Genomic DNA, 23,726 nt, shown 5'->3' on the forward strand with positions numbered 1-23,726 from the left:
ATCCGGGTATGCGCGACACGCGGACGACCGACGATCTCTTCGCCCAGCTGGGGCCTCTGAAACGCTACGCCTACTCGCTCACGCGCGACCGGGGCGAAGCGGAGGATCTCGTGCACGATGCGCTGGTCAAGGCGATCGAGCGCGAGCGCCAGTTCCGGCCGGGACGCAACGCCCGCTCATGGCTTTTCTCGATCCTCCATAACACCTTCGTCGACCGTCGCCGGGCTTGCGCCGTGCGAGCCGGCGTCGAGATGCCGAGCGACGCGTCGGTGGACGTCGCACAGCCGGCCTCGCAACACGACACGCTCCGGCTGCAGGACGTGCGCCGGTCCTTCCTGGCCTTGCCGGAGGATCAGCGCGCCGCGCTCCACCTCGTGGCGATCGAGGGCCTGTCCTACGAGGACGCGGCGACGGCGCTCGGCATCCCCGTCGGCACGCTTGTGTCGCGCGTCTCGCGGGCGCGGGCGCAGCTTCGGGCGATCGACGCGGACGAGAGCGACAATGTCGTGCGGTTCCGGGCGAAGGGAGGAAGCCCCGATGCATCCGTCTGATCCGATCACCGACGCCGACCTTGCCGCCTATGTCGACGGCCAGCTGCGGCCCGAGCGCCGGATCGCCGTCGAGGCGTTCCTGTCGGAGCACCCGGCCGACGCGGCGCGGGTGATGGCGGAGTTGCGTCTGACCAGCGAACTTCGCCTCGCCTTTCCGCTGCCGGAAGGCGGCGCGGGACTTCGCGTCTCGCATGCGGCCCGTCTGCTCCAGGCGAGCCGGCTTCGGCGGCGCCTCGCCCCTCGGCTCGGCCGTATCGCTGCGCTCGGGTTGTTCGTGGCCATCGGCTGGGCGGCGCATTCGCAGTTCGGCGCCCTCGGCGTTCGCGAGAGCGTCGCGTCGGTGCAGCCGCCGGCTTTCGTCGAGGACGCGATCCGCGCGCATCGGACCAGCCAGTTGCGTGCCGGCATGGCCTCGCAGCCGGAGACCCAGCGCTACGACCCGGCGGAAATCCTTTCCGCCACCGCGATCCGCCTGCCGAAGCTGCCGGCCGACTGGGCGGTGAGCGATGTCCAGGTCTTTCCGTCCACCCACGGTCCGAGCGTCGAGATGGCGCTTAAGACGCGAGGACAGGCGACAGTCTCGCTCTACGCCGTGCGGCCGGGCGGCTTCGATGTCGTGGACGCCTCGCTGGCGCCGGCCGGCGAAGCCGACACGGCCTACTGGCAGATCGGCGAGGTCGCCTATGCGCTCGTCTCGTCGGGTGTCGACCGCGACCGCCTCGGCCAGTGGGCCGGCGAGTTGTCGCGCACCCTCTACTGACCCTTTCCATCCTCAGGAGAACGATCCGATGAACACGCCCTTCCGGGGGTTCGGCGTCCGCGACACCGGCGCCTACCAATCGCAGGCCCTCTTCGACGAGGGACTGCGCCAGCACATGCTGCGCGTCTTCAACTACATGGGCCTCGGCCTCGTGGTCACGGGCCTCGTCGCCTTCGTGGTCGGCAACACGCCGGCCCTCTACGTGCCGATCTTCCAGTCGCCGCTCAAATGGGTGGTGATGCTGGCGCCGCTCGCCTTCGTCCTCTTCTTCTCGTTCCGCATCCACGCGATCTCGGCGGCCACGGCGCAGGCGCTGTTCTGGGCCTTCTGCGCCACGATGGGCCTGTCGCTGTCGTCGATCTTCCTGGTCTTCACCGGCGCCAGCATCGCCAACACGTTCTTCATCGCCGCCGCGATGTTCGGCGCGACGAGCCTCTACGGCTACACGACGAAGCGTGACCTGACCCAGTTCGGCTCGCTCCTGATCATGGGCCTCATCGGCGTCGTGATCGCGAGCATCGTCAACATCTTCGTCGGCTCGTCGGCGCTGCAGTTCGCGATTTCGGTGATCGGCATCATCGTGTTCGTCGGCCTGACCGCCTGGGACACGCAGACGATCAAGGAACAATATGCCGAGAACCACGGTTCGGAGTCGCTCCAGAAGATGGCCGTGTTCGGTGCGCTGTCGCTGTTCCTGAACTTCATCAACATCTTCCAGCTGCTTCTGAACTTCACGGGCGAGCGCGAGTAGTCCGGCGCGATCGCCGGCTCCCCTACCCTTCCAACACGAGGTCAACTCATGGACACCAACGATCGTCAGGCCATCGAAGGCCTCTTCCAGAAGCTCGGAACGCTCGAGCGCGACATGCCGCAGCGCGATCCCGAGGCCGAGCGCTTCATCAACGATCAGGTCGGGCGCAACCCGGGCTCGCCCTACTACATGGCCCAGACCATCGTGATGCAGCAGATGGCGCTGGAGAACCAGCAGCGCGAACTCGAGGCCATGCGCTCGCAGGCGGCGGACACGCGCTACGCCAGCCCGCAGAGCGCTAGTGGCGGCGGCGGCTTTCTGTCGCGCATGTTCGGCGGCGGCGACCAGTCCCGCCAGCCGGCGTCCGCCCCCATGGGCGCCCCGGGTGCGGCCGCCGGCCCCTGGGGCGGCCAGAGCCGCTACGGCGCCCCGCAAGGCCAACCGGGCATCATGGGCCAGCCGGGGATGCAGCCGGGTATGATGGGCGGCCGCGGCGGCGGCTTCCTCGCCGGTGCGGCGCAGACCGCGATGGGTGTCGCCGGCGGCGTCCTCCTCGGCAATGCCATCGCCGGCATGTTCGACGGAAACGAGGCCCAGGCCGCCGAGGCGCCGGCCCCCGCGGAAGAGCCGCAGGTCGAAGAGACGGCCGACGAGGGCGGCTACTTCGACGACGGCGGCGGTTTCGACGAAGAAATCTGAGCTGCCGGCCGGTTCCTGTAAAACATTTACGAATTCGAGGCGCGATCCGTCGTAGGGTCGCGCCTCGTCATCTTCCGTACACGCCGCGCCCGCATGGTCCGGCAGCACCCACCCGGCACTCGCGAATGGCAGGCATGCGATGGAGGCTTTTCTCTCCGAACTCGGCGGACTGATCCAGGCGAACCCCGGCTGGGCGGCCCTGATCGTCGCGGCCATCTGTCTCGGCGAGTCGCTGGTGCTGGTCGGCCTCGTGATTCCGGCCACCGCCGTCATGCTCCTGATCGGGGGGCTGATGGGAACCGGCGTCATCGATCCGGTGGCGACGCTGATCGCGGCAGCCATCGGCGCCATCGTCGGCGACATCATCTCCTATTTCCTCGGCCGTTGGCTGGGGCCGGGCGTGGTGCACCGGCCTCCCCTTCGCCGCTACCGGCACGCGGTTGCCAAGACGCGCCTGTTCTTCCGCCGCTACGGGTTCTGGGCGGTGTTCCTCGGGCGCTTCCTCGGGCCGATCCGCTCAACGGTCCCGCTCGTCGCCGGCATGATGGCGATGGACCAGAAACGCTTCCAGATCGCCAACGTCCTGTCGGCCGTGGTCTGGGCGCCAGCGATGTTCGCGCCCGGCTGGCTCGGCATGAAGGGCGCGCAGGGCGTGACCCACATGTCCGCCACCGACGGCCTCCTGATCCTTGCCGCCGTCCTCGGCGTGACGGCAGTGGCGACCGTGATCGGCGGCCGCCACTTCAGCCGCGACCGCCGCGCCGAGCGCGGGGCCCGTCGCCGCACCCTGCGCAACCCGACCTGACACGGCCACCCGCTTGACCATGACCGGGATCGTCAACTGGGCCGTGGTGGGGACGGGCGCGATCGCGCGCCGCTTCTCGGCCGACATGCGCTACGCCAAGGCCGGGCGCATCGCCGCCATCGCGTCGCGCGATGCCGAACGCGCCCGCGCCCTCGCTCGGGCGATCGGCCCGGGCGTCATGGGCGACACGCTGGACGCCGTCCTTGCCGACCCCTCGATCCAGGCCGTCTACGTCGCAAGCCCGACCTCGCAGCATCTCGCCCATGCCCTGGCCGCGATCCGGGCTGGCAAGGCCGTGCTGGTCGAAAAGCCGCTGGCGGCCTCGGCATCGGAAGCGGAGAAGATCGCGGAAGCCGCGCGGCTGGCCGGGGTCCTGTGCATGGAGGCGATGTGGATGCGCTTCACGCCGGGTGTGCTGAAGGCAAAACGCCTCGTCGACGAGGGGCGGATCGGCCGGCCCGTCTCGCTCGAGGCGTCCCTGTCCTATCCCCATGCGTTCGACCCGGCCCACCGATTGTTCGACTCGGCACTCGGCGGCGGCGCGCATCTCGACCTCGGCGTCTATCCCGTGTCGCTAGCGGTCCACCTTATGGGGCTCCCCTCCGACGTCGGCGTGAACGCCGTGCGCGCGCCCAACGGTGTGCCGATGGCGGGGGGCCTCGTCCTGGCTTATCCCGGCGCGATCGCGACGCTCGGCTTCGGCTTTCTCGGGGAAGGCCCGAACGCAGCGACGATCACGGGTCCGTCGGGACGCCTGCGTCTCGCCGCGCCGTTCCTCTGCCCCCCAGCCCTGTCGCTGAAATCGACGGGCGCGAGGCCAGAGGCGGCGGAGATCGACAACGCACCGCTCGCACCGGCCCGGCTCGGGTGGAAAGGCGCGCTGCCGGCCGTGAAGGCGATGCTGCGCCCGCTGCGAGAACGGCCGATCCCGACGCTCTACGAGGGCTCGGGCCTCCAGTATCAGGCGGACCACTTCGCCGACCTTCTGGCGAGCGGCGCGACCGACAGCCCGGTGATGCCGATCCGCCAATCGATCGAGATCCTGCGCATTCTCGACCGCTTCGGCGTCAGCGATCCAGCGTGAAGCGTCGGAACAGGGTTCGTGCGATGCGCCAGACAGGCTTCGGCGAACGGGTGTAGACATGGTGGGCGGCGATCAGCGCCCACGGATGACGCTGCCAGAACTCCGACATCGGCAGCACGAACGGATTGCGCGCGGCCTGCGCGGCGTCCTCCACCGTCCTCTCCAAGACTGCCTTCGAAGCTCCGCGATCGGCGGCGTCGAGGAGGCCCGGCAAGGCTTCCGTGCCGGCGGCAAGATACCCCTGCCGCTTCGAGACGGCCGCAAACAGGCGCTCAGCCGCGTGGGCGGCCGTGCCGTCGAGTTGGCCGCGCTCGGGCGCGAACAGGCTCTCGAGCGCCGGGTCACATAGCGGCGACAAGGCCTCCCGCCGGAACCAGAACATCGAGCCCGCGGCGAACCGCCCCTCCTCCAGTTCGCGGAGCGTCAGGTCGAGGCCCAGTGCCGAAATCATCCGGCGCGTGATGCGGCCATTGAGGACGATCCGTCCGCGGAGGCCGAGAAGATGCGCCTCCGGGACCACCAGCCCGAGCGCCGGCACCCTTTCCATCGCCGCCAGCGCGGCGGGCACACCGTCGCGCCCCGCGAGAAGCGAACCGGTGAGGAAGCGGCGCCAGTCGTCGCCGTCGTCGCGATGAACGGACTTCTTCGTGTGCAGCTTCAACCCGATCTCGAACCCGTCGCCCTCGGCCCGCAGCGCCTTCATGAACGGCAGGACGTCACGCCCGCGGTTCTCGACGACGACCCGGCGCGTGAAGACGACATGCGGGCTGTCGACCGACGCCAGCGCCATCCCGGCGTCGCGGCATGTCAGCACCAGCCCGAACGGGCGCTGGATGGCCGCTGCGAGATCGCGTGCCATTTCCGCCCAGACGTCGGGATGATGGACGTGGATGAAGACGATCGGAACGTCGGTCATCGCGTCGTCGCACGCTGGCCGGACGAGAGGCAGGACGCGCTCAAGCCTTGGCCGCTCCGAGGCGTTGGCCGGCGTAGCGCTTCTCGCGGATCGGACGCCACCAGTCCGGATGGTCGAGATACCAGCGGATGGTCTTCTCGAGACCCGTCTCGAAGGTTTCCTGCGCGCGCCAGCCGAGTTCGCCCTCGATGCGGCTCGCATCGATCGCATAGCGCAGGTCGTGGCCCGGCCGGTCGGTGACGAAGTCGATCAGCCCACGGCGCGGCTCGCCGCTCGGGAGGGGCGACAGGCGGTCGAGCGTGTCGCAGATCGTCTCGACGACCGCGAGGTTCGAGCGCTCGTTGCGCCCGCCGATGTTGTAGGATCGGCCGGGCTCGCCCCGCGTGACGACGAGCGCCAGCGCGCGGGCGTGGTCGTCGACGTAGAGCCAGTCGCGCACGTTCTCGCCCCGGCCGTAGACCGGCAGGCGCTTGCCCTCCAGCCCGTTCAGGATGATGAGCGGGATCAGCTTCTCGGGGAAGTGGTAGGGCCCGTAGTTGTTCGAGCAGTTCGAGAGCACGACGGGCATGTGGTAGGTGTGGAACCAGGCCATCGCCAGATGGTCCGACGCCGCCTTCGAGGCCGAATAGGGCGAGGACGGCGCGTAGGGCGTGTCCTCCGTGAAGAGGCTGTCGTCGAGCGGCAGGTCGCCGTAGACCTCGTCGGTCGAGACGTGATGGAAGCGGAAGGCGTCGCGCCGGTCGGCCGGCAGCTGCATCCAGTAGGCGCGGGCAGCCTCCAAAAGCTCGTAGGTGCCGACGATGTTGGTCTGGATGAAGTCGCCCGGGCCGTCGATCGAGCGATCGACATGGCTTTCGGCCGCCAGATGCATGATCGCGTCGACGCGCTCCTCGGCGAGGAGATCGGCCACGAAGGCCCGGTCGCCGATATCGCCCTTCACGAAGCGGTAGCGCGGGTCGTTCTCGATCTCGGCGAGCGACGACAGGCTGGCGGCGTAGGTCAGCTTGTCGAGGTTGACGACGCTGTGGTCGGTGTCGCGGATCAGGTGGCGGCAGATCGCCGAACCGATGAAGCCGGCGCCGCCGGTGACGAGGATCTTCATTGGGCGTTCTCCCCCATGCGGAAAGGCGTCTCGATGTCGGCAAGGCGCGGGGCGGCCTCGTCCTTGGCGGACAGGACCGGACGCCGGCCGCCGAGCGGCCAGTCGATGGCGATGTCCGGGTCGTCGAAACGGATGGATCGGTCGTGCGCGCCGCTGTAGGGCGCCGACACCTTGTAGAAAACCTCGGTATCGGGCTCGAGCGTCAGGAAGCCGTGGGCAAAGCCGGCCGGCACCAGGATCTGGTTGAACGCGTCGGCCGATAGCTCAAGCGCGACCCAGCGTTTGTAGGTCGGGGAGCCCTGGCGGATGTCGACCGCCACATCGAGAACGCGCCCGCGCAGCACGCGCACGAGCTTATCCTGCGCGAACGGCGGCTCCTGGTAGTGCAGGCCGCGCAGCGTGAAGGCCTCGGCGGAATAGGACTGGTTGTCTTGCATCCAGTCGATCTCGACGCCCTTCTCGGCGAGCCGCGCCCGGTTGAAGGTCTCGGAGAAGAAGCCCCGGTCGTCGCCGAACTTGCGCGGCGTGATCTCCAGGACCTCCGGAATGTCCAGCTTGCGGACGTCGAGCATGGGCCACCCTTGCGGCTTCGATGAGGTCGGCACGCTTTTGCGTCATCGCCGGGCTGCCCGCAAGGGAGACGGGCGCGGGTGTGAGAACGATCTGGCAAGTTCCGGCCCCAGACGATAGAGAACGGCACGAATTGAGGTTGATCGTACCGGAAGAAGGCAATCATCGATGAAGGGAATCATCCTGGCAGGCGGTAGCGGCACCCGGCTGCACCCGATGACGCTGACGGCTTCCAAGCAGCTCCTGCCCGTCTACGACAAGCCGATGATCTACTATCCGCTGTCGACCCTGATGCTGGCCGGCATCCGCGACATCCTGATCATCTCGACGCCGCATGATCTGCCGCGCTTCAAGGCGCTGCTCGGTTCGGGCGAGCGCTGGGGCGTGTCCTTTACCTATGCCGAGCAGCCGAGCCCGGACGGCCTGGCGCAGGCCTACCTGATCGGCGAGGAGTTCGTCGGGGCTGAGCCCTCGGCCCTGGTTCTCGGCGACAACCTTTTCTACGGCCACGGCCTGCCGGAGCTTCTGCGCGCGGCGGCAGGCAAGAGCCAAGGCGCCAGCGTCTTCGCCTACCACGTCAACGATCCCGAACGGTACGGCGTCGTTGCCTTCGACAAGGCAGGGCGCGCCACCACGATCGAAGAAAAGCCGGCCGAGCCCGCCTCGAACTGGGCCGTGACCGGCCTCTACTTCTACGACGGGCGAGCGTCGGAGCTGGCGCGCAGCCTCAAGCCCTCGCCGCGCGGCGAGCTCGAGATCACCGATCTCAACCGGATCTATCTCGAGGAAGGCTCGCTCAGCGTCCAGTGCATGGGGCGGGGCTTCGCCTGGCTCGACACCGGCACGCCGGACTCGCTTCTGGAGGCGTCGGAGTTCGTGCGCACGCTGGAGCATCGCCAGGGCTTCAAGATCGCCTGCCCCGAGGAGATCGCCTTCAATCTCGGCTTCATCGACGCCGACCAGCTGGAGCGGCTCGGCAAGGAGCTCGGCAAGAGCACCTACGGGATCTATCTCCAGAAGCTCGCCCGGCAGTCCCGCGACTGACCCGCGGCGTCCCGGCTTGTGCGCCGGCACGCCGGCACGGTATCAGGACCGGCCTTGAATCAAGGTCGGGGCCCGCCCGTTCGAACGACGATGGCCGACGCCGCCGCTCCGGCGCGTCGTGAAGGACAAAACGCGTGAAAGCAGCCACCAGCGCCCGGACCTGGGTCACCGACGGCCAACAGGACCGCGCGGCCATGCTCCGCTCGGCCGGCGCGGACTTCCTCGCCGGACTGCGGATGCACGAGCTGTGGCTCTTCCTCGGCTGGCGCGACGTGCAGAAGCACTACAGCCGCTCGGTGCTCGGCCCTCTGTGGCTGACGCTCTCGATGGGCGTCATGGTGGCGGGCCTCGGCGTTCTCTACTCGCAGATCTTCCGGCAGGACATCAGCTCCTACCTCCCCTTCCTGGCCATCGGTTTCATCATGTGGGGCCTCATCTCGGGGCTGATCACGGGGGCCTGCGACATCTATTCCTCGGCCGCCGCCTCCGTGCGGCAGGTTCGGATGCCGCTCAGCGTCTATGTCTTCCAGTTCGTCTGGCGCCAGTTGCTGACCTTCGGCCACAACTTCGTCATCTACATCCTCGTCGCGATCATCTTCGGCATCTGGCCGGGCGTGACGGGTCTCCTGTTCTTCCCGGCGCTGCTGATCCTCATCCTCAACGGGGTCTTCGCGGGCATGATCCTCGGGCCGCTCTGCGCCCGCTTCCGCGACATTCCCCTCATCATCGCGAGCGTGGTGCAGGTCGTGTTCTTCATGACCCCCATCTTGTGGAGTTCGCACATGCTGCCGGACCGGGCCGTGCTGCTGGCGATCAACCCATTCTACCACCTCATCGAGATCCTGCGCGATCCGCTGCTCGGCCAGCCGGCGCTGCTGCAGAACTGGCTGGCCTGCATCGGCCTGACCATCGTCACCGGCACCATCGCCGTCCTGTTCTTCGCGCGCTTCCGCGCCCGCATCGCCTACTGGGCCTGAACGCCATGGCGTCGATCACCTTCGAGAACGTCAGCGTCGACATTCCGGTCTTCAACGCGACCAACCGCTCGCTGAAGAACAACATCATCTCGGCCGCGACCGGCGGCCAGATCAGCCCGCGCGACACCAAGCGCATGAGCGTGCGCGCGATCGACGGCCTGACCCTGCGCCTCGACCACGGCACGCGGGTCGGTCTCGTCGGCCACAACGGCGCGGGCAAGTCGACCATGCTGCGCGTGATGGCCGGCATCTACGCGCCGACCGGCGGGCGCGTCGTCGTCGAGGGCGACGTCGCGCCGATGTTCGACCTCGCCTTCGGCATGGATCCCGACTCGACCGGCTGGGACAACATCATCCTGCGCGGTCGCCTGCTTGGCTTCTCGAAGTCCGAGATCCGCAAGCGGATGGACGAGATCGGCGCCGTCAGCGACCTCGGCGGCTTCCTCGACATGCCGATGCGCACCTATTCCACCGGCATGGCGACCCGCCTCGCCTTCGCGGTATCTACTTCGATCCGGCCCGACATCCTGCTGATCGACGAGGGCATCGGCGCGGGCGACGCGGCTTTCATCCAGCAGGCGAAGGAGCGCATGCGCTCCTTCATCGGCGAAGCCGGACTCCTGGTGCTGGCCTCGCATTCCGACGACCTCCTTCGGCAGTGGTGCACGACCGCGCTCTGGATGGAGCACGGCCGGATGCGCATGCACGGGCCGATCGAGGAGGTGCTCGCCGCCTATCAGGCGTCGCTGCACGGCTGAAACGCGGGTCTCTCGATACGAACTGGCCGCGACGGTCTCGGGCCCGGCCCCGTCGGCGTCGATCGCGGGGCGAGGCGCAGCAGCGCGGTCAGCGCCCGCGCGGGACGTCAGCGAAGGCGCAGCACGATGCGCCGACCGGCGCGCAGAACCCGGAACACCCCGATCCGCTCGAGGAACTGGGACCGCTCGAAGGAGCGCAAGACCTTGAGGCGGATGCGGGCACGCCGCTGAACGCCAGCCGGCAGATAGGGGATGATGTGTCCGAGATCGGCCACCGACCGTTCATAGAGCGGCCGGTCGTGCAGCATCGCAGCACGCTGCAGTTCGCCGAGGACCGTCATGTAGAAGCGCTGCGCGATGATCGGCTTCCACTGCGGCATCAGCGGCATGTCGGAGTTATCGAAGTCGTTATAGAGCTTCTCGAAATAGATCATCCGCGAGCGGGCCATGCGCGGCGAATACGAGGTCGAGCCGGTATAGATGCACCAGTAGGACAGCGATTTCGGCAGGAAGACGTTGTCCCAGCCGGCATAGAACAGCCGAATGAACAGGTCGTCGTCCTCGTAGCCGCTCAAACGCTCATCGAAGCGGCCGACGTCTTCGAACGCCTCGCGCGCGATCAGCGAAGCGGACGGAAGGATGAACATGTCCTCCGACAGGCAGCGCGCAAGCTGCGTCTTCGGGTGCTCCTGCGGCAGCATCCGGAGCATGCCGCGGTTGCGCAGCCGCCCGAAGCGATCGCACTCGTCGAGATCGCTGTAGACCCATCCGAGCTTGAAGCGATCGCCGGCCTCGAACGGCTTGATGAGTTCAGCGATGTGATCGGGGTACCACCCGTCGTCCTGATCGAGGAGAGCGATCAGGCGGCTGGTCGAGTTCGCGACGGCGAAATTGCGCGCCGAAGACTGGCCGCCGTTTTCCTTCCGCAAGAGGCGGATGGACGGAAACTCTTGCGCAAGGCGCTCGACGATCGCCGCCCCGCCATCGGTCGATCCATCGTCCACGACGATAAACTCGTCGGGCTTGCGCGTCTGCGACAGAACCGTCCGGATCGAACGTTCGATGAATTCCGCGCCATTATAAAGCGCGATGATGGCCACGACGGAAAGCGGGGTTCCGCCGGCGGCCTCAGAGGTCACGGTCAAACGAACTGTCTCGCCAAATTCACAACTGTCCGCAGCATCTCTCACGTTTCCGACGAAATTGGAAATCGCGGCGGGTTGCGGACGTGTCGCCATGGCCGCACAACCTCGAACGGACGAGGCGGTCAGTCCCCTTTCGCCGCATCGTCCGCAGGCGACGCTTCGGAAGACGATCGTCCTAGCGGATCGCGATCCCTTGTGCGTCGAAACGGTGCATCCGCCCCTCCTCCGGCGTCAGCCACACGATGTCGCCGTGTCCGACGCGGAAGTCGCCGGGCGAGCGCGCCGTGACCAGCTCGCCCGTATCCATCTTCACATGGACGAACGTATCGGAGCCAAGATGCTCGGAGACCCCGGCCGTCCCGCGAAGGGCGCCACCCGTCGTCGACAGCGTGAAGTGCTCGGGCCGCACGCCGACGGTGGCCGCGCCGTGCTGGCTGGCATAGGCGCCGGCGAGGAAGTTCATCTTCGGCGAACCGATGAAGCCGGCGACGAAGAGGTTGCGGGGGTTGGCGTAGAGCTCCAGCGGCGAGCCGACCTGCTCGATGTTGCCGCGGTTGAGCACCACGATCTTGTCCGCCATCGTCATCGCCTCGACCTGGTCGTGCGTGACGTAGATCATCGTGGTCTTCAGCTGCGCATGCAGCTCGGAGATCTCGAGCCGCATGTTGACGCGCAGCGCCGCGTCGAGGTTCGACAGCGGTTCGTCGAACAGGAACCCCTTGGGCTCGCGCACGATGGCGCGCCCGATCGCCACGCGCTGGCGCTGGCCGCCCGACAGCTCGCGCGGACGGCGGTTGAGGTAGTCGGTGAGGTTGAGCGTGGAGGCCGCGGCCTGGACCTTCTTGTCGATTGCCGCCTTGTCCATCCCCGCCATTTTCAGCGGAAAGCCGATATTGGCCGCGACGCTCATGTGCGGATAGAGCGCGTAGGACTGGAACACCATGGCAAGGCCGCGCTTGGCCGGCGGCGCGTCGGTGACGTCCTTGCCGTCGATCACGATCGATCCGCCGGACACGTCCTCGAGCCCCGCGATCAGGCGCAGCAGCGTGGACTTGCCGCAGCCGGACGGGCCGACGAAGACGACGAATTCGCCGTCGCGGATCTCGAGGTCGATCCCGGGAATGATCACGGCGTCGCCGAAGCGCTTTTGGACGTTCTTGAGGGTGATGGCACTCATGCTTGGATCTCCCGAAACGGCTTCTTACTTCACGGCGCCGAAGGTCAGGCCGCGGACGAGCTGCTTCTGGGAGAACCAGCCGATGATGAGGATGGGCGCGATGGCAAGCGTCGAGGCCGCCGAAAGCTTGGCGTAGAAGTTGCCCTGCGGGCTCGAGAACGAGGCGATGAAGGCCGTCAGCGGCGCGGCGTTCGTGGTCGTCAGCAGCAGCGTCCAGAACGCTTCGTTCCAGGCGAGGATGACGTTGAGGAGCACCGTCGAGGCGATGCCCGGCAGCGCCATCGGCGCCAGCACCCGGAAGAGCTCTTGCCGCAGGTTCGCGCCGTCCATGCGCGCGGCCTCCAGTATCTCGCCGGGGATCTCCTTGAAGTAGGTGTAGAGCATCCAGACGATGATCGGCAGATTGATCAGGAAGAGGATCACGATCAGGCCGAAGCGGCTGTCGAGAAGGCCGAAGTTGCGGAACAGGATCGTCACTGGCACCAGCGCGCCGACCGCCGGCATCATCTTCGTCGACAGCATCCAGAGAAGAACGCCGCGGGTCTTCGGCGTCGGCGAGAAGGCCATGGCCCAGGCCGCGGGGATCGCGAAGACGAGGCCGAGCGCCGTCGAGCCGAGCGACAGGTAGACCGAGTTCAGGAGGAAGGCGAAGTAGTTCCGCTGCTCCTGGATCGCCACGTAGTTCTCGGTCGTCCAGTCGAAGAACAGGAACTTCGGCGGGATCGAGATCGCGTCGAGCTCGGTCTTGAACGAGGTCAGGACCGTCCAGAGGATCGGAAAGAAGATCAGGAGACCGACGGCCCAGGCGAGAACCGTCATGCCGATCTTGCGCTGGGTGGAAACGCGGCGCGCCATCTCAGGCCTCCAGATTCTTGCCGACGAGGCGCACGAGGAAGATCGAGACGATGTTGGCGAGCACCACGGCGACGATGCCGCCGGCCGACGCCGTGCCCACATCCCCTTCCAGCGAGATGATCGAGGCGATCAGGAACGGCAGGTTCGACGAGGAGACGCCGCCGCCGGTCGTCACGAAGATCTCGGCATAGACCGACAGGAGGAAGATCGTCTGGATCAGGATGACGACCGTGATCGCCCGCTTCATGTGCGGCAGCGTGATGTACCAGAAGATCGATAGCGCCTTCGCGCCGTCCATCTCCGCGGCCTCCTTCTGGTCTTCCGACAGGGACTGGAGCGAGGTGAGGAGGATCAGCGTCGCGAACGGCAGCCACTGCCAGGCGACGATGATGATGATCGACAGGAGCGGATAGTTGGTCAGCCAGTCGATCGGCGGCAGGCCGATCGCAGTGAGCCCCTGCGCGATGACGCCGTAGACCGGGTTCATCATCATGTTCTTCCAGACGAGCGCGGCGACCGTCGGCATCACGAAGAACGGGGCGAGCACCAGGAGGCGCACCGGCGACTGGCCGAAGAACTGCTGGTCGAGAAGGAGCGCGATCAGCGTGCCGCCGATGACGGTGATGCACAGCACTCCCGCGACGAGGATCAGCGTGTTCTGGAAGGCGCTGATGAAGCGCGGGTCGGTCAGGAAGTAGGTGTAGTTCTCGATGCCGATGAAGGGCGTCAGCGGATCGTAGAACGTGTAGCGGAGCGTCGAGAACCACAGCGTCAGCGCCAGCGGGACGATCATCCAGATGAAGAGCGCGATGACGGACGGCGCCACCATCAGGCGCGCTGCGGACCGCGTGTGCGTTGTCGCCATGGGATCGCTCCGAAAAAGGCCGATGCAGCGCGACGAACCGAACCCTTTCGGTCGGCGTCCAACGCGGCGACGGGAAATTCTCACGGGGGAAAGCGGAAGCGGCGCGACCGTTCGGGCCGCGCCTGCCGTCCGAACGGTCGGCGGCTCCCCGGCTGCGAGGCCGGGGAGCTGGAGACGGCTTACTTGATGTAGCCGGCGCGCGTCATTTCGCGGGTGGCCTGCGCCTGCGCGGCGGCGAGCGCCTGGTCGACGGTCTGCTGGCCCGACAGCGCCGCAGCCATCACCTGACCCACCGCGGTGCCGAGACCCTGGAACTCGGGGATCGCGGCGAACTGAAGGCCAACATAGGGCTTGTCCGGACCGGCCGACGGGTCGGCCTTGTTGATCGCGGCGAGCGTCTGCGCGGCGAAGGGAGCGGCCTTCGTGTAGTTCTCGTTGGCGTAGAGCGAGGAGCGCGTGCCCGGAGGAACGTTCGCCCAGCCTTCTTTCGCCGCGACGAGTTCGGCGTAGGCCTTCGAGGTCGCCCAGGAGATGAAGGTCTCGGCGGCTTCCTTCTTCTGCGAGGAGGCCGGGATGCCGAGCGACCAGGCCCATAGCCAGTTCGCGCCCTCGTTCGGGCAATTGTCGGTGCCGCAGGGTGCCGGCGCGAAGCCGACCTTGTCAGCCACCTGGCTCTGCTTCGGATCGGTCACGAACGAGGCGGCGACGGTGGCGTCCATCCACATGCCGCACTTGCCCTGGCCGAACAGCGAGAGATTCTCGTTGAAGCCGTTGGCGGCGGCGCCCGGAGGGCCGTACTTCGTCATCAGGTCGACGTAGAGAGTGACCGCCTTCTTCCAGCCCTCGCTCTCGAACTGCGGCTTCCAGGACGCGTCGAAATAGTTGGCGCCGAACTCGCGGGCCATGTTGCCGAGGAAGGCCATGTTCTCGCCCCAGCCCGGCTTGCCGCGCAGGCAGATGCCGTAGACGCCGGCATTCTTGTCGGTCATCTTTTCGGCGGCCTGCGAGATGAAGTCCCAGGTCGGCTTCTCGGGCATCGTCAGCCCGGCCTTCTCGAGCAGATCCTTGCGGTAGAGCGTCATCACGCTCTCCGCGTAGAACGGTGCCGCATAGAGCTTGCCGTCGGTCGACAGCGCCGCGCGGATCGGCGGCAGGAGGTCGTCGGCATCGTACTCGGCGCCGAGATTGTCGAGCGGCGCCAGCCACTGCTGCTTCGACCAGATCGGAACCTCGTAGGTGCCGATCGTCATGATGTCGAACTGGCCGCCCTTGGTGGCGATGTCCGTCGTCACGCGCTGGCGCAGGATGTTCTCTTCCAAGGTCACCCAGTTCACCTGGATATCCGGATGAGCCTTGGTGAACTCACCCGTCAGACCCTGCATGCGGATCATGTCGCTGTTGTTGACCGTGCCGATCGTCAGCGTCGTCTGCGCCTGCGCGGGCAGCGCGACCGAAGCGGCAAGCGCCATGGCGCCGGCGATCCAAAACCGTTGGTTCATAATCAGAAGCCTCCCAGCCCCACATGGGCAAATACCCACTCTGCGAGCAAATTCTCACCCGCTTGCGCAGGTGTCAAATGATTCAGACGCTGCATTGCAGCGTATCCCACGAACTTTCAGGTCGAACGGCTGCCGGCGCCAAAACTAACTCTCCACCAGCGCGGATGCCGTGACCTCGTCCGTGATGAGACCTCCGATCAGACCCCCTTTGAGGGCGGCAAGGATACTGTCGCGTTTCGACGCACCCATCGCGACGCCGATCACCTCGGTTCCCGTCGCCAGCGGGAACGCCGGACTGACGACGCGCTTGTTGAAGGCGCAATCGAGAATGCGCCCGTCGGCATCGTAGACCCAGCCAACGACCTCGCCGATCCCGCCGGTCGCCACCAGTTCGTCCCGCTCCGATTCGGAGATGAAGCGGTCCATGAGAAGCTGCGCCTGCGGGCCGACCTCGCCGATCCCGACGAAGGCGATATCGGCCTGCCGCGCGAGTTCCAGCGACGCCTGGACCACCTTCTGCTGATGCAGCAGCGCGCGCTCCTGCGGCGAGGTGGCGACCACCGGCAGCGGCATCGGGTAATGTGCCGCGTCGATCTTGTCGGCGAGCGAGAAGATTACGTTGTAGATCGCAGCCGAGCCATCCGGGGCGATGTTTCCCGTCAGCGACACGAGACGATGCTGCGGGCACTTCATCCGCGGCAGGTTCTCGACGGCGGCTCGCAGTGTCCGCCCGGTGCCGACGCCGATCACCAGCGGATCGGGGCGCAGGAGCGTGCGCTCCAACCGCGCCGCACAGGCTTCCGCGATCCCGAGGGTCGTCGAGGGCGATTCGGGATCCGATGGCACCACTTCGGCGGAGCGGAGGCCGAAGCGATCCATCAGGCGGGCGCCGAGCTCCAGGCAGGCGGCGATGGGATGGTCGATGCGAACCTTGACCAGACCCGCCGACACCGACAGCGACACGAGCCGCTGGGCGCCCTGCCGCGAAATGCCGAGCTTGACGGCGATCTCCTCCTGCGTGTTGCCCGCGATGTAGTAGAGCCAGCCGGCGCGCGCCGCGTCGTCGAGACGGGCCGAAGCCTCCTCCGTCGCCTTGCTCATCCTCGCCTGCTCCCTCGTCTTGATGCCGGACGCCGCGCCGACCGCCCTCCCACGCCGGAGAGCCGCGCATCACAGTCGCCCGACCACGTTCCTCGGCAGAATATCGCATCGGCAGCCCGTGGCATCTTGGAATCTCGCGCATTTCGCGCATTCTGATGCTGCACAGCAGCGAGGAGACGGGGCGTGGCTGGATTCGACGAAATGCTGAACGGAAGCGACGGCGTGCGCGCTCCCTATCGTCGTTTCCAATCCTGGTACGAGAAGCAGGTGCCGGCGACGCTCGCCGCCAAGGCTGGCGAGGCCGAAAGCTTCTTCCGCCGCACCGGCATCACCTTCAATGTCTACGGCAAGGAGGAGGCCGCCGAACGGCTGATCCCGTTCGATCTCGTGCCGCGCATCATCTCGGGCTCGGAATGGTCGGTGCTCGCCGAAGGGATCGAGCAGCGCGTCCGCGGCCTCAACGCCTTCCTCGACGACATCTACCACGATCAGGAGATCGTGAAGGCCGGCATCGTGCCCCAGCGCCTGATCGAGGGAAACGAGGCCTTCATTCCGCAGATGGTCGGCTTTCGGCCGCCGGGCGGGGTCTACACCCACATCATCGGCGTCGACATCGTGCGCACCGCCGAGAACCAGTTCTACGTCCTGGAGGACAACGCGCGGACCCCGTCCGGCGTGTCCTACATGATCGAGAACCGGGAAACGATGATGCAGATGTTTCCCGAGCTCTTCGCGCAGAACCGCGTGCGCCCGGTCGAGACCTATCCGCGCCACCTTCGCCGCTCGCTCCAGGCGACGGCCCCGGCCGCGACGACCGGCGTTCCGCGCGTCGCGATCCTGACGCCCGGCATCCACAACTCCGCCTATTACGAGCATGCCTTCCTCGCCGACCAGATGGGCGTGGAACTCGTGGAAGGATCGGACCTCAAGCTGATCGACGGCCGCATCGCCATGCGGACGACCGAGGGCTACCTGCCGATCGACGTCCTCTACCGCCGGGTCGACGATGCCTATCTCGATCCCCTCTCCTTCAAGCCGGACTCGCTTCTCGGCGTCCCCGGCATCATGGAGGTCTACAAGAACGGCGGCATCACCATCGCCAACGCGCCCGGCACCGGCATCTCCGACGACAAGGCGATCTACTCCTACATGCCGGCGATCGTCGAGTTCTACACCGGCCGCAAGGCGATCCTCGAGAACGTGCCGACCTGGCGCTGCGCCGAGGCGGACAGCCTCGCCTACGTGCTCGAGCACCTCGCCGATCTGGTGGTGAAGGAGGTGCACGGTTCCGGCGGCTACGGGATGCTGGTCGGACCGGCCGCGTCGAAGGCCGAGCGCGAGACCTTCGCGGCGAAGCTGCGCGAGCGGCCCGGCAACTACATCGCCCAGCCGACGCTCGCCCTGTCGACCGTGCCGATCCTGACCGAAAAGGGCCTGGCGCCGCGCCACGTCGACCTGCGCCCTTTCGTGCTCGTGTCGGATACCGTCAAGATCATTCCGGGCGGGCTCACCCGCGTCGCCCTCACCGAGGGCTCGCTGGTGGTCAATTCGAGCCAGGGCGGGGGCACGAAGGACACCTGGGTTCTGGAGGACTGACGGAAACGACGCCCCGCCACCCGCACCGCACCGCTCACCAAGGATCGTCGACCGCCCATGCCTCTTCTCGGACGTACCGCCAACGGCCTCTTCTGGATGCAGCGCTACATCGAGCGCGCCGAGAACATGGCGCGCCTTCTCGATGCCGGCCTGCGCCTGTCTCTCACCAACCTGTCGGCGGAACCCGACGAGTGGCAGTCCGTGCTGGTTTCGGCGGGCGTCGAGAGCGGTTACCTCGCCAAGTATCCGGAATACGATCCCGAGCACATCATCGACTATATGCTGCGCGACCTCGACAATCCGTCCAGCGTCCTATCCTCGATCGGCGTGGCGCGCACCAACGGTCGCATGGTCCGCACGGCCCTGACGCGCGAGACGTGGGAGGCGCTGAACGAAAGCTGGATGATGCTGCGCCAGCGTCTGTCCCGCCCCGTCGAGGACTTGCCCGCCCTCCTCGATTTCGTGAAGGCGCGCACGGCGCTGATCCGCGGCACGTTCTACGGCACGATGCTGCGCAACACGATCTTCGACTTCTGCAACCTCGGCACCTTCGTCGAGCGCGCCGACAACACCGCGCGCATCCTCGACGTGAAGTACTGGGTGCTCCTGCCCGAGCACTCCTCGATCGGCTCGTCGCTCGACAACTACCAGTGGGGCTCGATCCTGCGCTCGGTCTCGGCCCTGCGCTCCTACGCCTGGGAATACGACGCCGATTTCCGCGCGATGGACATCATCGACTTCCTGCTCCTCAACAAGCGCATGCCGCGCTCGCTCGCCTATTCCTACCGCTGCATCAACGACAGCCTGGACTTCCTCGCCCGCGCCTACGGTGTCGAGCACGAGTGCCACGCCACGGCGCGCGCGATCGCCGCGCGGCTGGAGGACCGGTCGGTGAAGGAGATCATCGATGGCGGCCTGCACGAATTCATCGAGACGCTGATTACCGAAAACAACAGGCTCTCGAACGAGATCGCCCGCTCCTACAGCTTCTACTCCTGAGGCTTTCCCGTGCGGCCCGAAAGCCGCACCCGGAATATGTTCGTCGGAGCCCACTTGCCCGCACGCCCGCCGCCGGGGATACCGCTTGTCCGATGGTGGAGGAACGCCGGGCGCGGCGTGGATGCGGAGACTGCAACGTGACCTATTGCGTCGGGCTTCTCCTGAAGCGTGGCCTCGTCTTCATGTCCGACACGCGCACCAACGCCGGCATCGACAACATCTCCGTCGTGACCAAGATGCGCTCCTGGAACGTGCCGGGCGACCGCTTCATCACGCTTTTGAGCGCGGGAAACCTCGCGACCACCCAGTCGACAATCTCGCTTCTGGAGGAGCGCGGCCTTGCGCCGGCGCAGCGCAAGTCGGCGCTCCTGGCCCAGCCGTCGATGTTCCAGACAGCCAAACTCGTCGGCGAAACGCTGCGCGAGGTCATCTCCTACACCGCCGACAGCGGACAGGAGGCCAGCGGCCGCTTCACCGGGAATTTCATTCTCGGCGGGCAGATCGCGGGCGGCCAGCCGCGCCTGTTCATGATCTACCCGGAAGGCAACTTCATCGAAGCCGGGCCCGACAATCCGTTCTTCCAGATCGGCGAGCACAAGTACGGCCGGCCGATCCTTGTGCGGACCTACGACCCCGACATGCCGCTGGAGGACGCCGTGAAGCTCCTTCTCGTGTCCTTCGATTCCACCATCAAGTCGAACCTTTCGGTCGGCCTGCCGATCGACGTCCAGGTGTACGAGACCGACAGCCTGGAAGCGGGTTTCCGCCAGCGCTTCGACGACCGCGACCCGTACTACCGCACGATTTCGGACGGTTGGTCCGATGCCTTGAAGTCGGCCTTCGAAAGCCTGCCGCCCTTCGTGCCGACGCGCCGCTGATCGCCATCGGCGCCTAGCGCCGAAGGCCCTTCTTCGCGAGGTCGTCGAGGTGCGCCTGCCAGAGCGCATCCTTCTCGGTTCCCAGCCGGTCGAGGTAGGACCAGGTGAAGAGCCCGGAATCGTGCCCGTCGTCGAAGACGATACGCACGGCGTAGTGGCCGATGGGCCTGATGTCGCTGATCGCCACCTCGCTCTTGCCGGCCACCGTCACGCGCTGGTCCGGCGAGTGCCCCTGCACTTCGGCGGAGGGCGAAAGGACGCGCAGCATCTCCGCCGTCAGTTCATGGCGACGCCCGTCGGCGTAGCGAACCGTCAGGAGGCGGCGGTCGCGCGAGACGGCCAACTGTTCGGGTGCGATCGCTCCGGTCATGGTCTGCGTCCGTTCTCGTCTTCGCTCGGGTTGACCCCATGCACCCCCGAAGCCACATTCACAAGGCAAGGCAACGAGAAGGGGGCGGTTTTCCGCCCGGCGACATGCTCGACATTCCCACCGTCCAACGTGCAGCGCCGTCCAAGGCGGGGCTGGTCGATCCCTTCGGTCGGCATGTCACCTATCTTCGCGTCTCGGTCACCGATCGCTGCGACTTCCGCTGCGTCTACTGCATGGCCGAGGACATGCAGTTCCTGCCCAAGCGCGATCTCCTGACGCTGGAAGAGCTCGACCGGATCTCGTCGGCTTTCGTGGACCGGGGCGTGAAGCGCCTTCGCCTGACGGGCGGCGAGCCGCTCGTCCGCCGCAACCTGATGCAGCTGGTGCGCCGGCTCTCGCGTCATCTCGAAACCGGCGCGCTGCAGGAACTGACGCTCACCACCAACGGGTCGCAACTGGCGAAGTTCGCCGGCGAGCTCGCCGACTGCGGTGTCCGCCGCATCAACGTGTCGCTCGACACGATGGACCCCGATCGTTTCCGCCGCATCACACGGCGCGGCGATTTCGCCACCGTGATGGACGGCGTCCGCGCGGCCCAGGCGGCAGGCATCCGCATCAAGCTGAATGCCGTCGCGCTGAAGGGCGTGAATGAGGACGAGCTGTCCGAGATGGTGCGCTGGTCGCACGGACAGGGGATGGACCTGACCCTGATCGAGACGATGCCGCTCGGCGAGATCGACGAGGACCGCACCGACCGCTACCTGCCGCTCAGCGTGGTGCGCGAGCGGCTGTCGCAGGAGTTCACGCTGTCCGACCTGCCGGAGCGGACCGGGGGTCCGGCCCGCTACGTCTCCGTCTCCGAGACCGGCGGCAAGCTCGGCTTCATCACGCCGATGACGCACAACTTCTGCGAAGGCTGCAACCGGGTTCGCCTCACCTGCACCGGCACCCTCTTCATGTGCCTCGGTCAGGAGGATGCCGCCGATCTGAGATCGGTGATGCGCTCAAGCGAAAGCGACGAAACGTTGCACCGTGCCATCGACGCGGCGATCGCCCGAAAGCCCAAGGGCCACGATTTCGTGATCGACCGCGCCACGAGCCGTCCGAGCGTCTCCCGGCACATGAGCGTGACCGGCGGCTGAGTTCATTCCAGGGAACCGAACGAGGGGCTGCGCATTTCCGCCGCAGTAAAACCTTGTTGAGGACTGGAGACGGATATGACGTCCACCTGGAAGATCGCGCTGGTGCTCGGCGCCGCGACCCTGACCATGGCTGGCTGCACCACGACCGAGCGCACCGTGGGCGGCGCTGTCGTCGGCGGCGCTGGCGGCGCCGTGATCGGTAATGCCATCGGCGGCTCGGGCGGCGCCGTGATCGGCGGTCTGGCCGGCGGTACGGCGGGCGCTCTGGTCGGCCGCGACATGGGCCGCCGCGACCGCGGTTACTCCCGCTACTGATCCATCCGACGCTTCGCGTCGGTCGAGCCCCGCAGCATTCGCTGCGGGGCTTTTTTCATCGGGTGCACAATCGACCGCCAGACCTCGCCAATGCGCGGCGGACACGCTACGCCTGACTGACGATTCGTCCGGTTCCGCTCCGTGTCCTCTGCTTCCCTTCGCTTCGCATCGCTCGGCGCCAACGTGCAGGCGAGCATCCTGATGACGCTGTCGATGGCGACCTTCGCCACCAACGACATGCTGACCAAGTTCGCCACGCAGTCGATCGAACCGGTGCAGATCATGGCCGTGCGCGGCGTGATGGCGTCGATCCTCCTGTTCCTGTTCGCGAAGTGGCGGAGGGCGGCGCTGTCCGTCTCGGTCCTGCGCCATCCGATCGTGCTCGTGCGCGCCTTCGCCGACATCTGCACCACGCTGACCTACCTGAACGCGCTCCGGCACCTGCCGTTGGCCAACACCGCCGCGATCTTTCAGGCGCTGCCCCTCACCATCACGCTCGGCGCCTTCCTGTTTCTCGGCGAGACGGTGGGCTGGCGGCGTTGGAGCGCGATCGCGGTGGGCTTTGCGGGCGTTCTCGTCATCCTGGCGCCCGGCGTCGACGGCTTCAACGCCTACGGTCTGTGGGTTCTCGCCTCGGTGGTCTTCGCCGCGATGCGCGATCTTGCGACCCGCCGGATGCCGCCGGACCTGTCTTCGCCGCAGATCGCGCTGGTGACCTCGATCGCGGTGACGCTGACCGGTTTCGCGCTCCTGCCGGTGATGGGATGGCGCCCCATGTCGGGATCCGTCTGGATCGTCCTCGTCTGTGCGTCGTTCACGCTCGCCTGCGGCTACGCCCTGATCGTCGCGGCTGTGAGGCTCGGGGAGATGAGCTTCGTCGCCCCGTTCCGGTACACGATCCTTCTCTTTTCGATCCTGCTCGGCATCGCCGCCTTCGGCGAGCGTCCGACGCCGCGCGAGACGCTGGGCTCGCTGATCGTCGTCGGGAGCGGGCTCTACACACTGCACCGCGAGGCTCGCAGGCGCCCGGCCGAGAGCGCAGCGTGAGCCGCGCTCCGACGCGCCTCGTCGGCCTGATCCTCGCCGGTGGTCGGTCGTCGCGGATGGGGCCCGGCCCGCCGAAGCCCTGTCTTGAGATCGGTGCGCGCAGCATGATCGGCCGCGTCGCCGACCGACTGGCCCCCTATGTCGACGAGCTCGTGATCGCGACCGACCGGCCGGATCTCTATGGCGATCTCGGCGGCCTCTGCGTTTGCGACGCGGTGCCGGGATATGCCGGTCCCCTCGCCGGATTGCAGGCCGCCGCCAACCACCTGCAAGCCGCCGCGAATCGCGATCTGCGGCTCGTGACGGCACCGGCCGATACGCCGTTCCTGCCTGCGGACTTCGCTCCTCGCCTCCTCGATGGCGCAACGCTCGACGGGCTGCGCGTTGCCACCAGCTTCGACCGATGGCATCCCGCATGTGCCACCTGGCCGCCGACGGCCATCGATCACCTCGCGAGCCTCACCCTCGACGCGACCAGGGCGCCCTCGCTCCGATCGGTCATGGCCACCTATGCGATCGAGGACATCGCGTTTCCGATCTCCCTATCAGCGCCCGGCGGCGACCCGTTCTTCAACGTCAACACGCCGCAGGATCTGGCGACAGCTCGCGATTTCGCCGTTTCTCGGGGATGAGGCGCAGAGGCCGCGACCGGACGGGTTGCCAAAATTGACGGAAACGGCAACATCGCCCCATCGAGAAGCATGCTCATAAGGCAGGCAC

The 23,726-nt window shown here is 67.0% G+C and carries 26 protein-coding genes; 16 read left to right on the forward strand and 10 right to left on the reverse strand.

Features of this window, described 5'->3' with window-relative positions; translation table 11 throughout:
- Window positions 1-8: 8 nt before the first annotated feature.
- The 6 genes from ASF65_RS06190 to ASF65_RS06215 all read left to right on the forward strand — a co-directional run bounded on the left by ASF65_RS06190 (window position 9) and on the right by ASF65_RS06215 (window position 4,650).
- Complete coding sequence (locus ASF65_RS06190; RefSeq protein WP_055886698.1) at window positions 9-551, forward strand: sigma-70 family RNA polymerase sigma factor; 543 nt, start codon at window positions 9-11, stop codon at window positions 549-551.
- Window positions 538-1,311, forward strand: coding sequence for an anti-sigma factor (locus ASF65_RS06195; RefSeq protein ID WP_055886699.1), 774 nt, complete (start codon window positions 538-540; stop codon window positions 1,309-1,311). Before ASF65_RS06190 ends, ASF65_RS06195 begins: the two co-directional genes overlap by 14 nt.
- 28 nt (window positions 1,312-1,339) lie before the next feature.
- The gene (locus ASF65_RS06200) at window positions 1,340-2,062 is read left to right on the forward strand and encodes a Bax inhibitor-1/YccA family protein (RefSeq protein ID WP_055886702.1); all 723 of its coding nucleotides are present in this window, start codon (window positions 1,340-1,342) and stop codon (window positions 2,060-2,062) included.
- A 48-nt stretch (window positions 2,063-2,110) separates the two neighbouring features.
- The gene (locus ASF65_RS06205; RefSeq protein WP_055886706.1) at window positions 2,111-2,761 is read left to right on the forward strand and encodes a DUF2076 domain-containing protein; all 651 of its coding nucleotides are present in this window, start codon (window positions 2,111-2,113) and stop codon (window positions 2,759-2,761) included.
- Between the two features lie 139 nt (window positions 2,762-2,900).
- The gene (locus tag ASF65_RS06210) at window positions 2,901-3,566 is read left to right on the forward strand and encodes a DedA family protein (RefSeq protein ID WP_055886708.1); all 666 of its coding nucleotides are present in this window, start codon (window positions 2,901-2,903) and stop codon (window positions 3,564-3,566) included.
- Between the two features lie 19 nt (window positions 3,567-3,585).
- Window positions 3,586-4,650, forward strand: coding sequence for a Gfo/Idh/MocA family oxidoreductase (locus tag ASF65_RS06215; protein ID WP_055886711.1), 1,065 nt, complete (start codon window positions 3,586-3,588; stop codon window positions 4,648-4,650).
- On the opposite strand, the gene ASF65_RS06220 is transcribed toward ASF65_RS06215, so the two are convergent.
- The 3 genes from ASF65_RS06220 to rfbC are packed head-to-tail and all read right to left on the reverse strand — an operon-like array spanning window position 4,634 to window position 7,240.
- Complete coding sequence (locus ASF65_RS06220) at window positions 4,634-5,566, reverse strand: rhamnan synthesis F family protein (protein WP_055886714.1); 933 nt, start codon at window positions 5,564-5,566, stop codon at window positions 4,634-4,636. The two genes, ASF65_RS06215 and ASF65_RS06220, sit on opposite strands and share 17 nt — an antisense overlap.
- A gap of 40 nt (window positions 5,567-5,606) precedes the next feature.
- A complete protein-coding gene (rfbB, locus tag ASF65_RS06225) occupies window positions 5,607-6,668 on the reverse strand; it encodes a dTDP-glucose 4,6-dehydratase (protein ID WP_055886716.1) in 1,062 nt (353 codons plus the stop codon).
- Window positions 6,665-7,240 carry a dTDP-4-dehydrorhamnose 3,5-epimerase gene (rfbC, locus tag ASF65_RS06230; protein WP_055886719.1) on the reverse strand — a complete coding sequence of 192 codons (576 nt, stop codon included), beginning with the start codon at window positions 7,238-7,240 and terminating at the stop codon, window positions 6,665-6,667. Before rfbC ends, rfbB begins: the two co-directional genes overlap by 4 nt.
- A 166-nt stretch (window positions 7,241-7,406) precedes the next feature.
- On the opposite strand from rfbC, the gene rfbA reads away from it, so the two are divergent.
- From rfbA to ASF65_RS06245, 3 genes are all read left to right on the forward strand, one after another.
- A complete protein-coding gene (rfbA, locus tag ASF65_RS06235; protein WP_055886720.1) occupies window positions 7,407-8,282 on the forward strand; it encodes a glucose-1-phosphate thymidylyltransferase RfbA in 876 nt (291 codons plus the stop codon).
- Between the two features lie 134 nt (window positions 8,283-8,416).
- Entirely contained in the window at window positions 8,417-9,259 is an 843-nt protein-coding gene (locus ASF65_RS06240; RefSeq protein ID WP_244486574.1) for an ABC transporter permease, read from the forward strand.
- A 5-nt stretch (window positions 9,260-9,264) separates the two neighbouring features.
- A complete protein-coding gene (locus ASF65_RS06245) occupies window positions 9,265-10,017 on the forward strand; it encodes an ABC transporter ATP-binding protein (protein WP_055886726.1) in 753 nt (250 codons plus the stop codon).
- Window positions 10,018-10,124: 107 nt separating this feature from the next.
- Here ASF65_RS06245 and ASF65_RS06250 read toward each other — a convergent pair whose 3' ends face one another.
- The 6 genes from ASF65_RS06250 to ASF65_RS06275 all read right to left on the reverse strand — a co-directional run bounded on the left by ASF65_RS06250 (window position 10,125) and on the right by ASF65_RS06275 (window position 16,659).
- A complete protein-coding gene (locus tag ASF65_RS06250) occupies window positions 10,125-11,156 on the reverse strand; it encodes a glycosyltransferase family A protein (RefSeq protein WP_244486580.1) in 1,032 nt (343 codons plus the stop codon).
- A 181-nt stretch (window positions 11,157-11,337) separates the two neighbouring features.
- Window positions 11,338-12,339 carry an ABC transporter ATP-binding protein gene (locus ASF65_RS06255; RefSeq protein WP_055886730.1) on the reverse strand — a complete coding sequence of 334 codons (1,002 nt, stop codon included), beginning with the start codon at window positions 12,337-12,339 and terminating at the stop codon, window positions 11,338-11,340.
- Between the two features lie 24 nt (window positions 12,340-12,363).
- Window positions 12,364-13,194 (reverse strand): carbohydrate ABC transporter permease, encoded by an 831-nt coding sequence (locus ASF65_RS06260; RefSeq protein WP_055886733.1) that lies wholly within the window; start codon window positions 13,192-13,194, stop codon window positions 12,364-12,366.
- A 1-nt stretch (window position 13,195) separates the two neighbouring features.
- The gene (locus ASF65_RS06265) at window positions 13,196-14,059 is read right to left on the reverse strand and encodes a sugar ABC transporter permease (RefSeq protein ID WP_055886736.1); all 864 of its coding nucleotides are present in this window, start codon (window positions 14,057-14,059) and stop codon (window positions 13,196-13,198) included.
- 179 nt (window positions 14,060-14,238) lie between these two features.
- Entirely contained in the window at window positions 14,239-15,558 is a 1,320-nt protein-coding gene (locus tag ASF65_RS06270; protein ID WP_055886739.1) for a sugar ABC transporter substrate-binding protein, read from the reverse strand.
- A gap of 144 nt (window positions 15,559-15,702) precedes the next feature.
- The gene (locus ASF65_RS06275; RefSeq protein ID WP_055886741.1) at window positions 15,703-16,659 is read right to left on the reverse strand and encodes a sugar-binding transcriptional regulator; all 957 of its coding nucleotides are present in this window, start codon (window positions 16,657-16,659) and stop codon (window positions 15,703-15,705) included.
- A gap of 201 nt (window positions 16,660-16,860) precedes the next feature.
- Here ASF65_RS06275 and ASF65_RS06280 point away from each other — a divergent pair, with 201 nt between their 5' ends.
- From ASF65_RS06280 to ASF65_RS06290, 3 genes are all read left to right on the forward strand, one after another.
- Window positions 16,861-18,255 carry a circularly permuted type 2 ATP-grasp protein gene (locus ASF65_RS06280; protein ID WP_055886744.1) on the forward strand — a complete coding sequence of 465 codons (1,395 nt, stop codon included), beginning with the start codon at window positions 16,861-16,863 and terminating at the stop codon, window positions 18,253-18,255.
- A gap of 57 nt (window positions 18,256-18,312) precedes the next feature.
- The gene (locus ASF65_RS06285) at window positions 18,313-19,254 is read left to right on the forward strand and encodes an alpha-E domain-containing protein (protein WP_055886747.1); all 942 of its coding nucleotides are present in this window, start codon (window positions 18,313-18,315) and stop codon (window positions 19,252-19,254) included.
- A 137-nt stretch (window positions 19,255-19,391) separates the two neighbouring features.
- The gene (locus ASF65_RS06290; RefSeq protein ID WP_055886963.1) at window positions 19,392-20,132 is read left to right on the forward strand and encodes a proteasome-type protease; all 741 of its coding nucleotides are present in this window, start codon (window positions 19,392-19,394) and stop codon (window positions 20,130-20,132) included.
- Between the two features lie 13 nt (window positions 20,133-20,145).
- Here the strand turns inward: ASF65_RS06290 and ASF65_RS06295 are convergent, their stop codons facing one another.
- The gene (locus tag ASF65_RS06295; protein ID WP_055886750.1) at window positions 20,146-20,502 is read right to left on the reverse strand and encodes a DUF971 domain-containing protein; all 357 of its coding nucleotides are present in this window, start codon (window positions 20,500-20,502) and stop codon (window positions 20,146-20,148) included.
- A 104-nt stretch (window positions 20,503-20,606) separates the two neighbouring features.
- On the opposite strand from ASF65_RS06295, the gene moaA reads away from it, so the two are divergent.
- The 4 genes from moaA (at window position 20,607) to ASF65_RS06315 (ending at window position 23,638) form a co-directional block, all read left to right on the forward strand.
- Window positions 20,607-21,644, forward strand: coding sequence for a GTP 3',8-cyclase MoaA (gene moaA / locus ASF65_RS06300; RefSeq protein WP_055886752.1), 1,038 nt, complete (start codon window positions 20,607-20,609; stop codon window positions 21,642-21,644).
- 75 nt (window positions 21,645-21,719) lie between these two features.
- Complete coding sequence (locus ASF65_RS06305; RefSeq protein ID WP_055886756.1) at window positions 21,720-21,959, forward strand: YMGG-like glycine zipper-containing protein; 240 nt, start codon at window positions 21,720-21,722, stop codon at window positions 21,957-21,959.
- A 141-nt stretch (window positions 21,960-22,100) separates the two neighbouring features.
- Complete coding sequence (locus tag ASF65_RS06310) at window positions 22,101-23,006, forward strand: DMT family transporter (protein ID WP_244486575.1); 906 nt, start codon at window positions 22,101-22,103, stop codon at window positions 23,004-23,006.
- Window positions 23,003-23,638 (forward strand): NTP transferase domain-containing protein, encoded by a 636-nt coding sequence (locus ASF65_RS06315; protein ID WP_055886759.1) that lies wholly within the window; start codon window positions 23,003-23,005, stop codon window positions 23,636-23,638. Before ASF65_RS06310 ends, ASF65_RS06315 begins: the two co-directional genes overlap by 4 nt.
- Window positions 23,639-23,726 lie beyond the last annotated feature (88 nt).

The sequence above is a fragment of the Aureimonas sp. Leaf324 genome (assembly GCF_001423245.1).
In the GTDB taxonomy this organism is placed as follows: domain Bacteria; phylum Pseudomonadota; class Alphaproteobacteria; order Rhizobiales; family Rhizobiaceae; genus Aureimonas.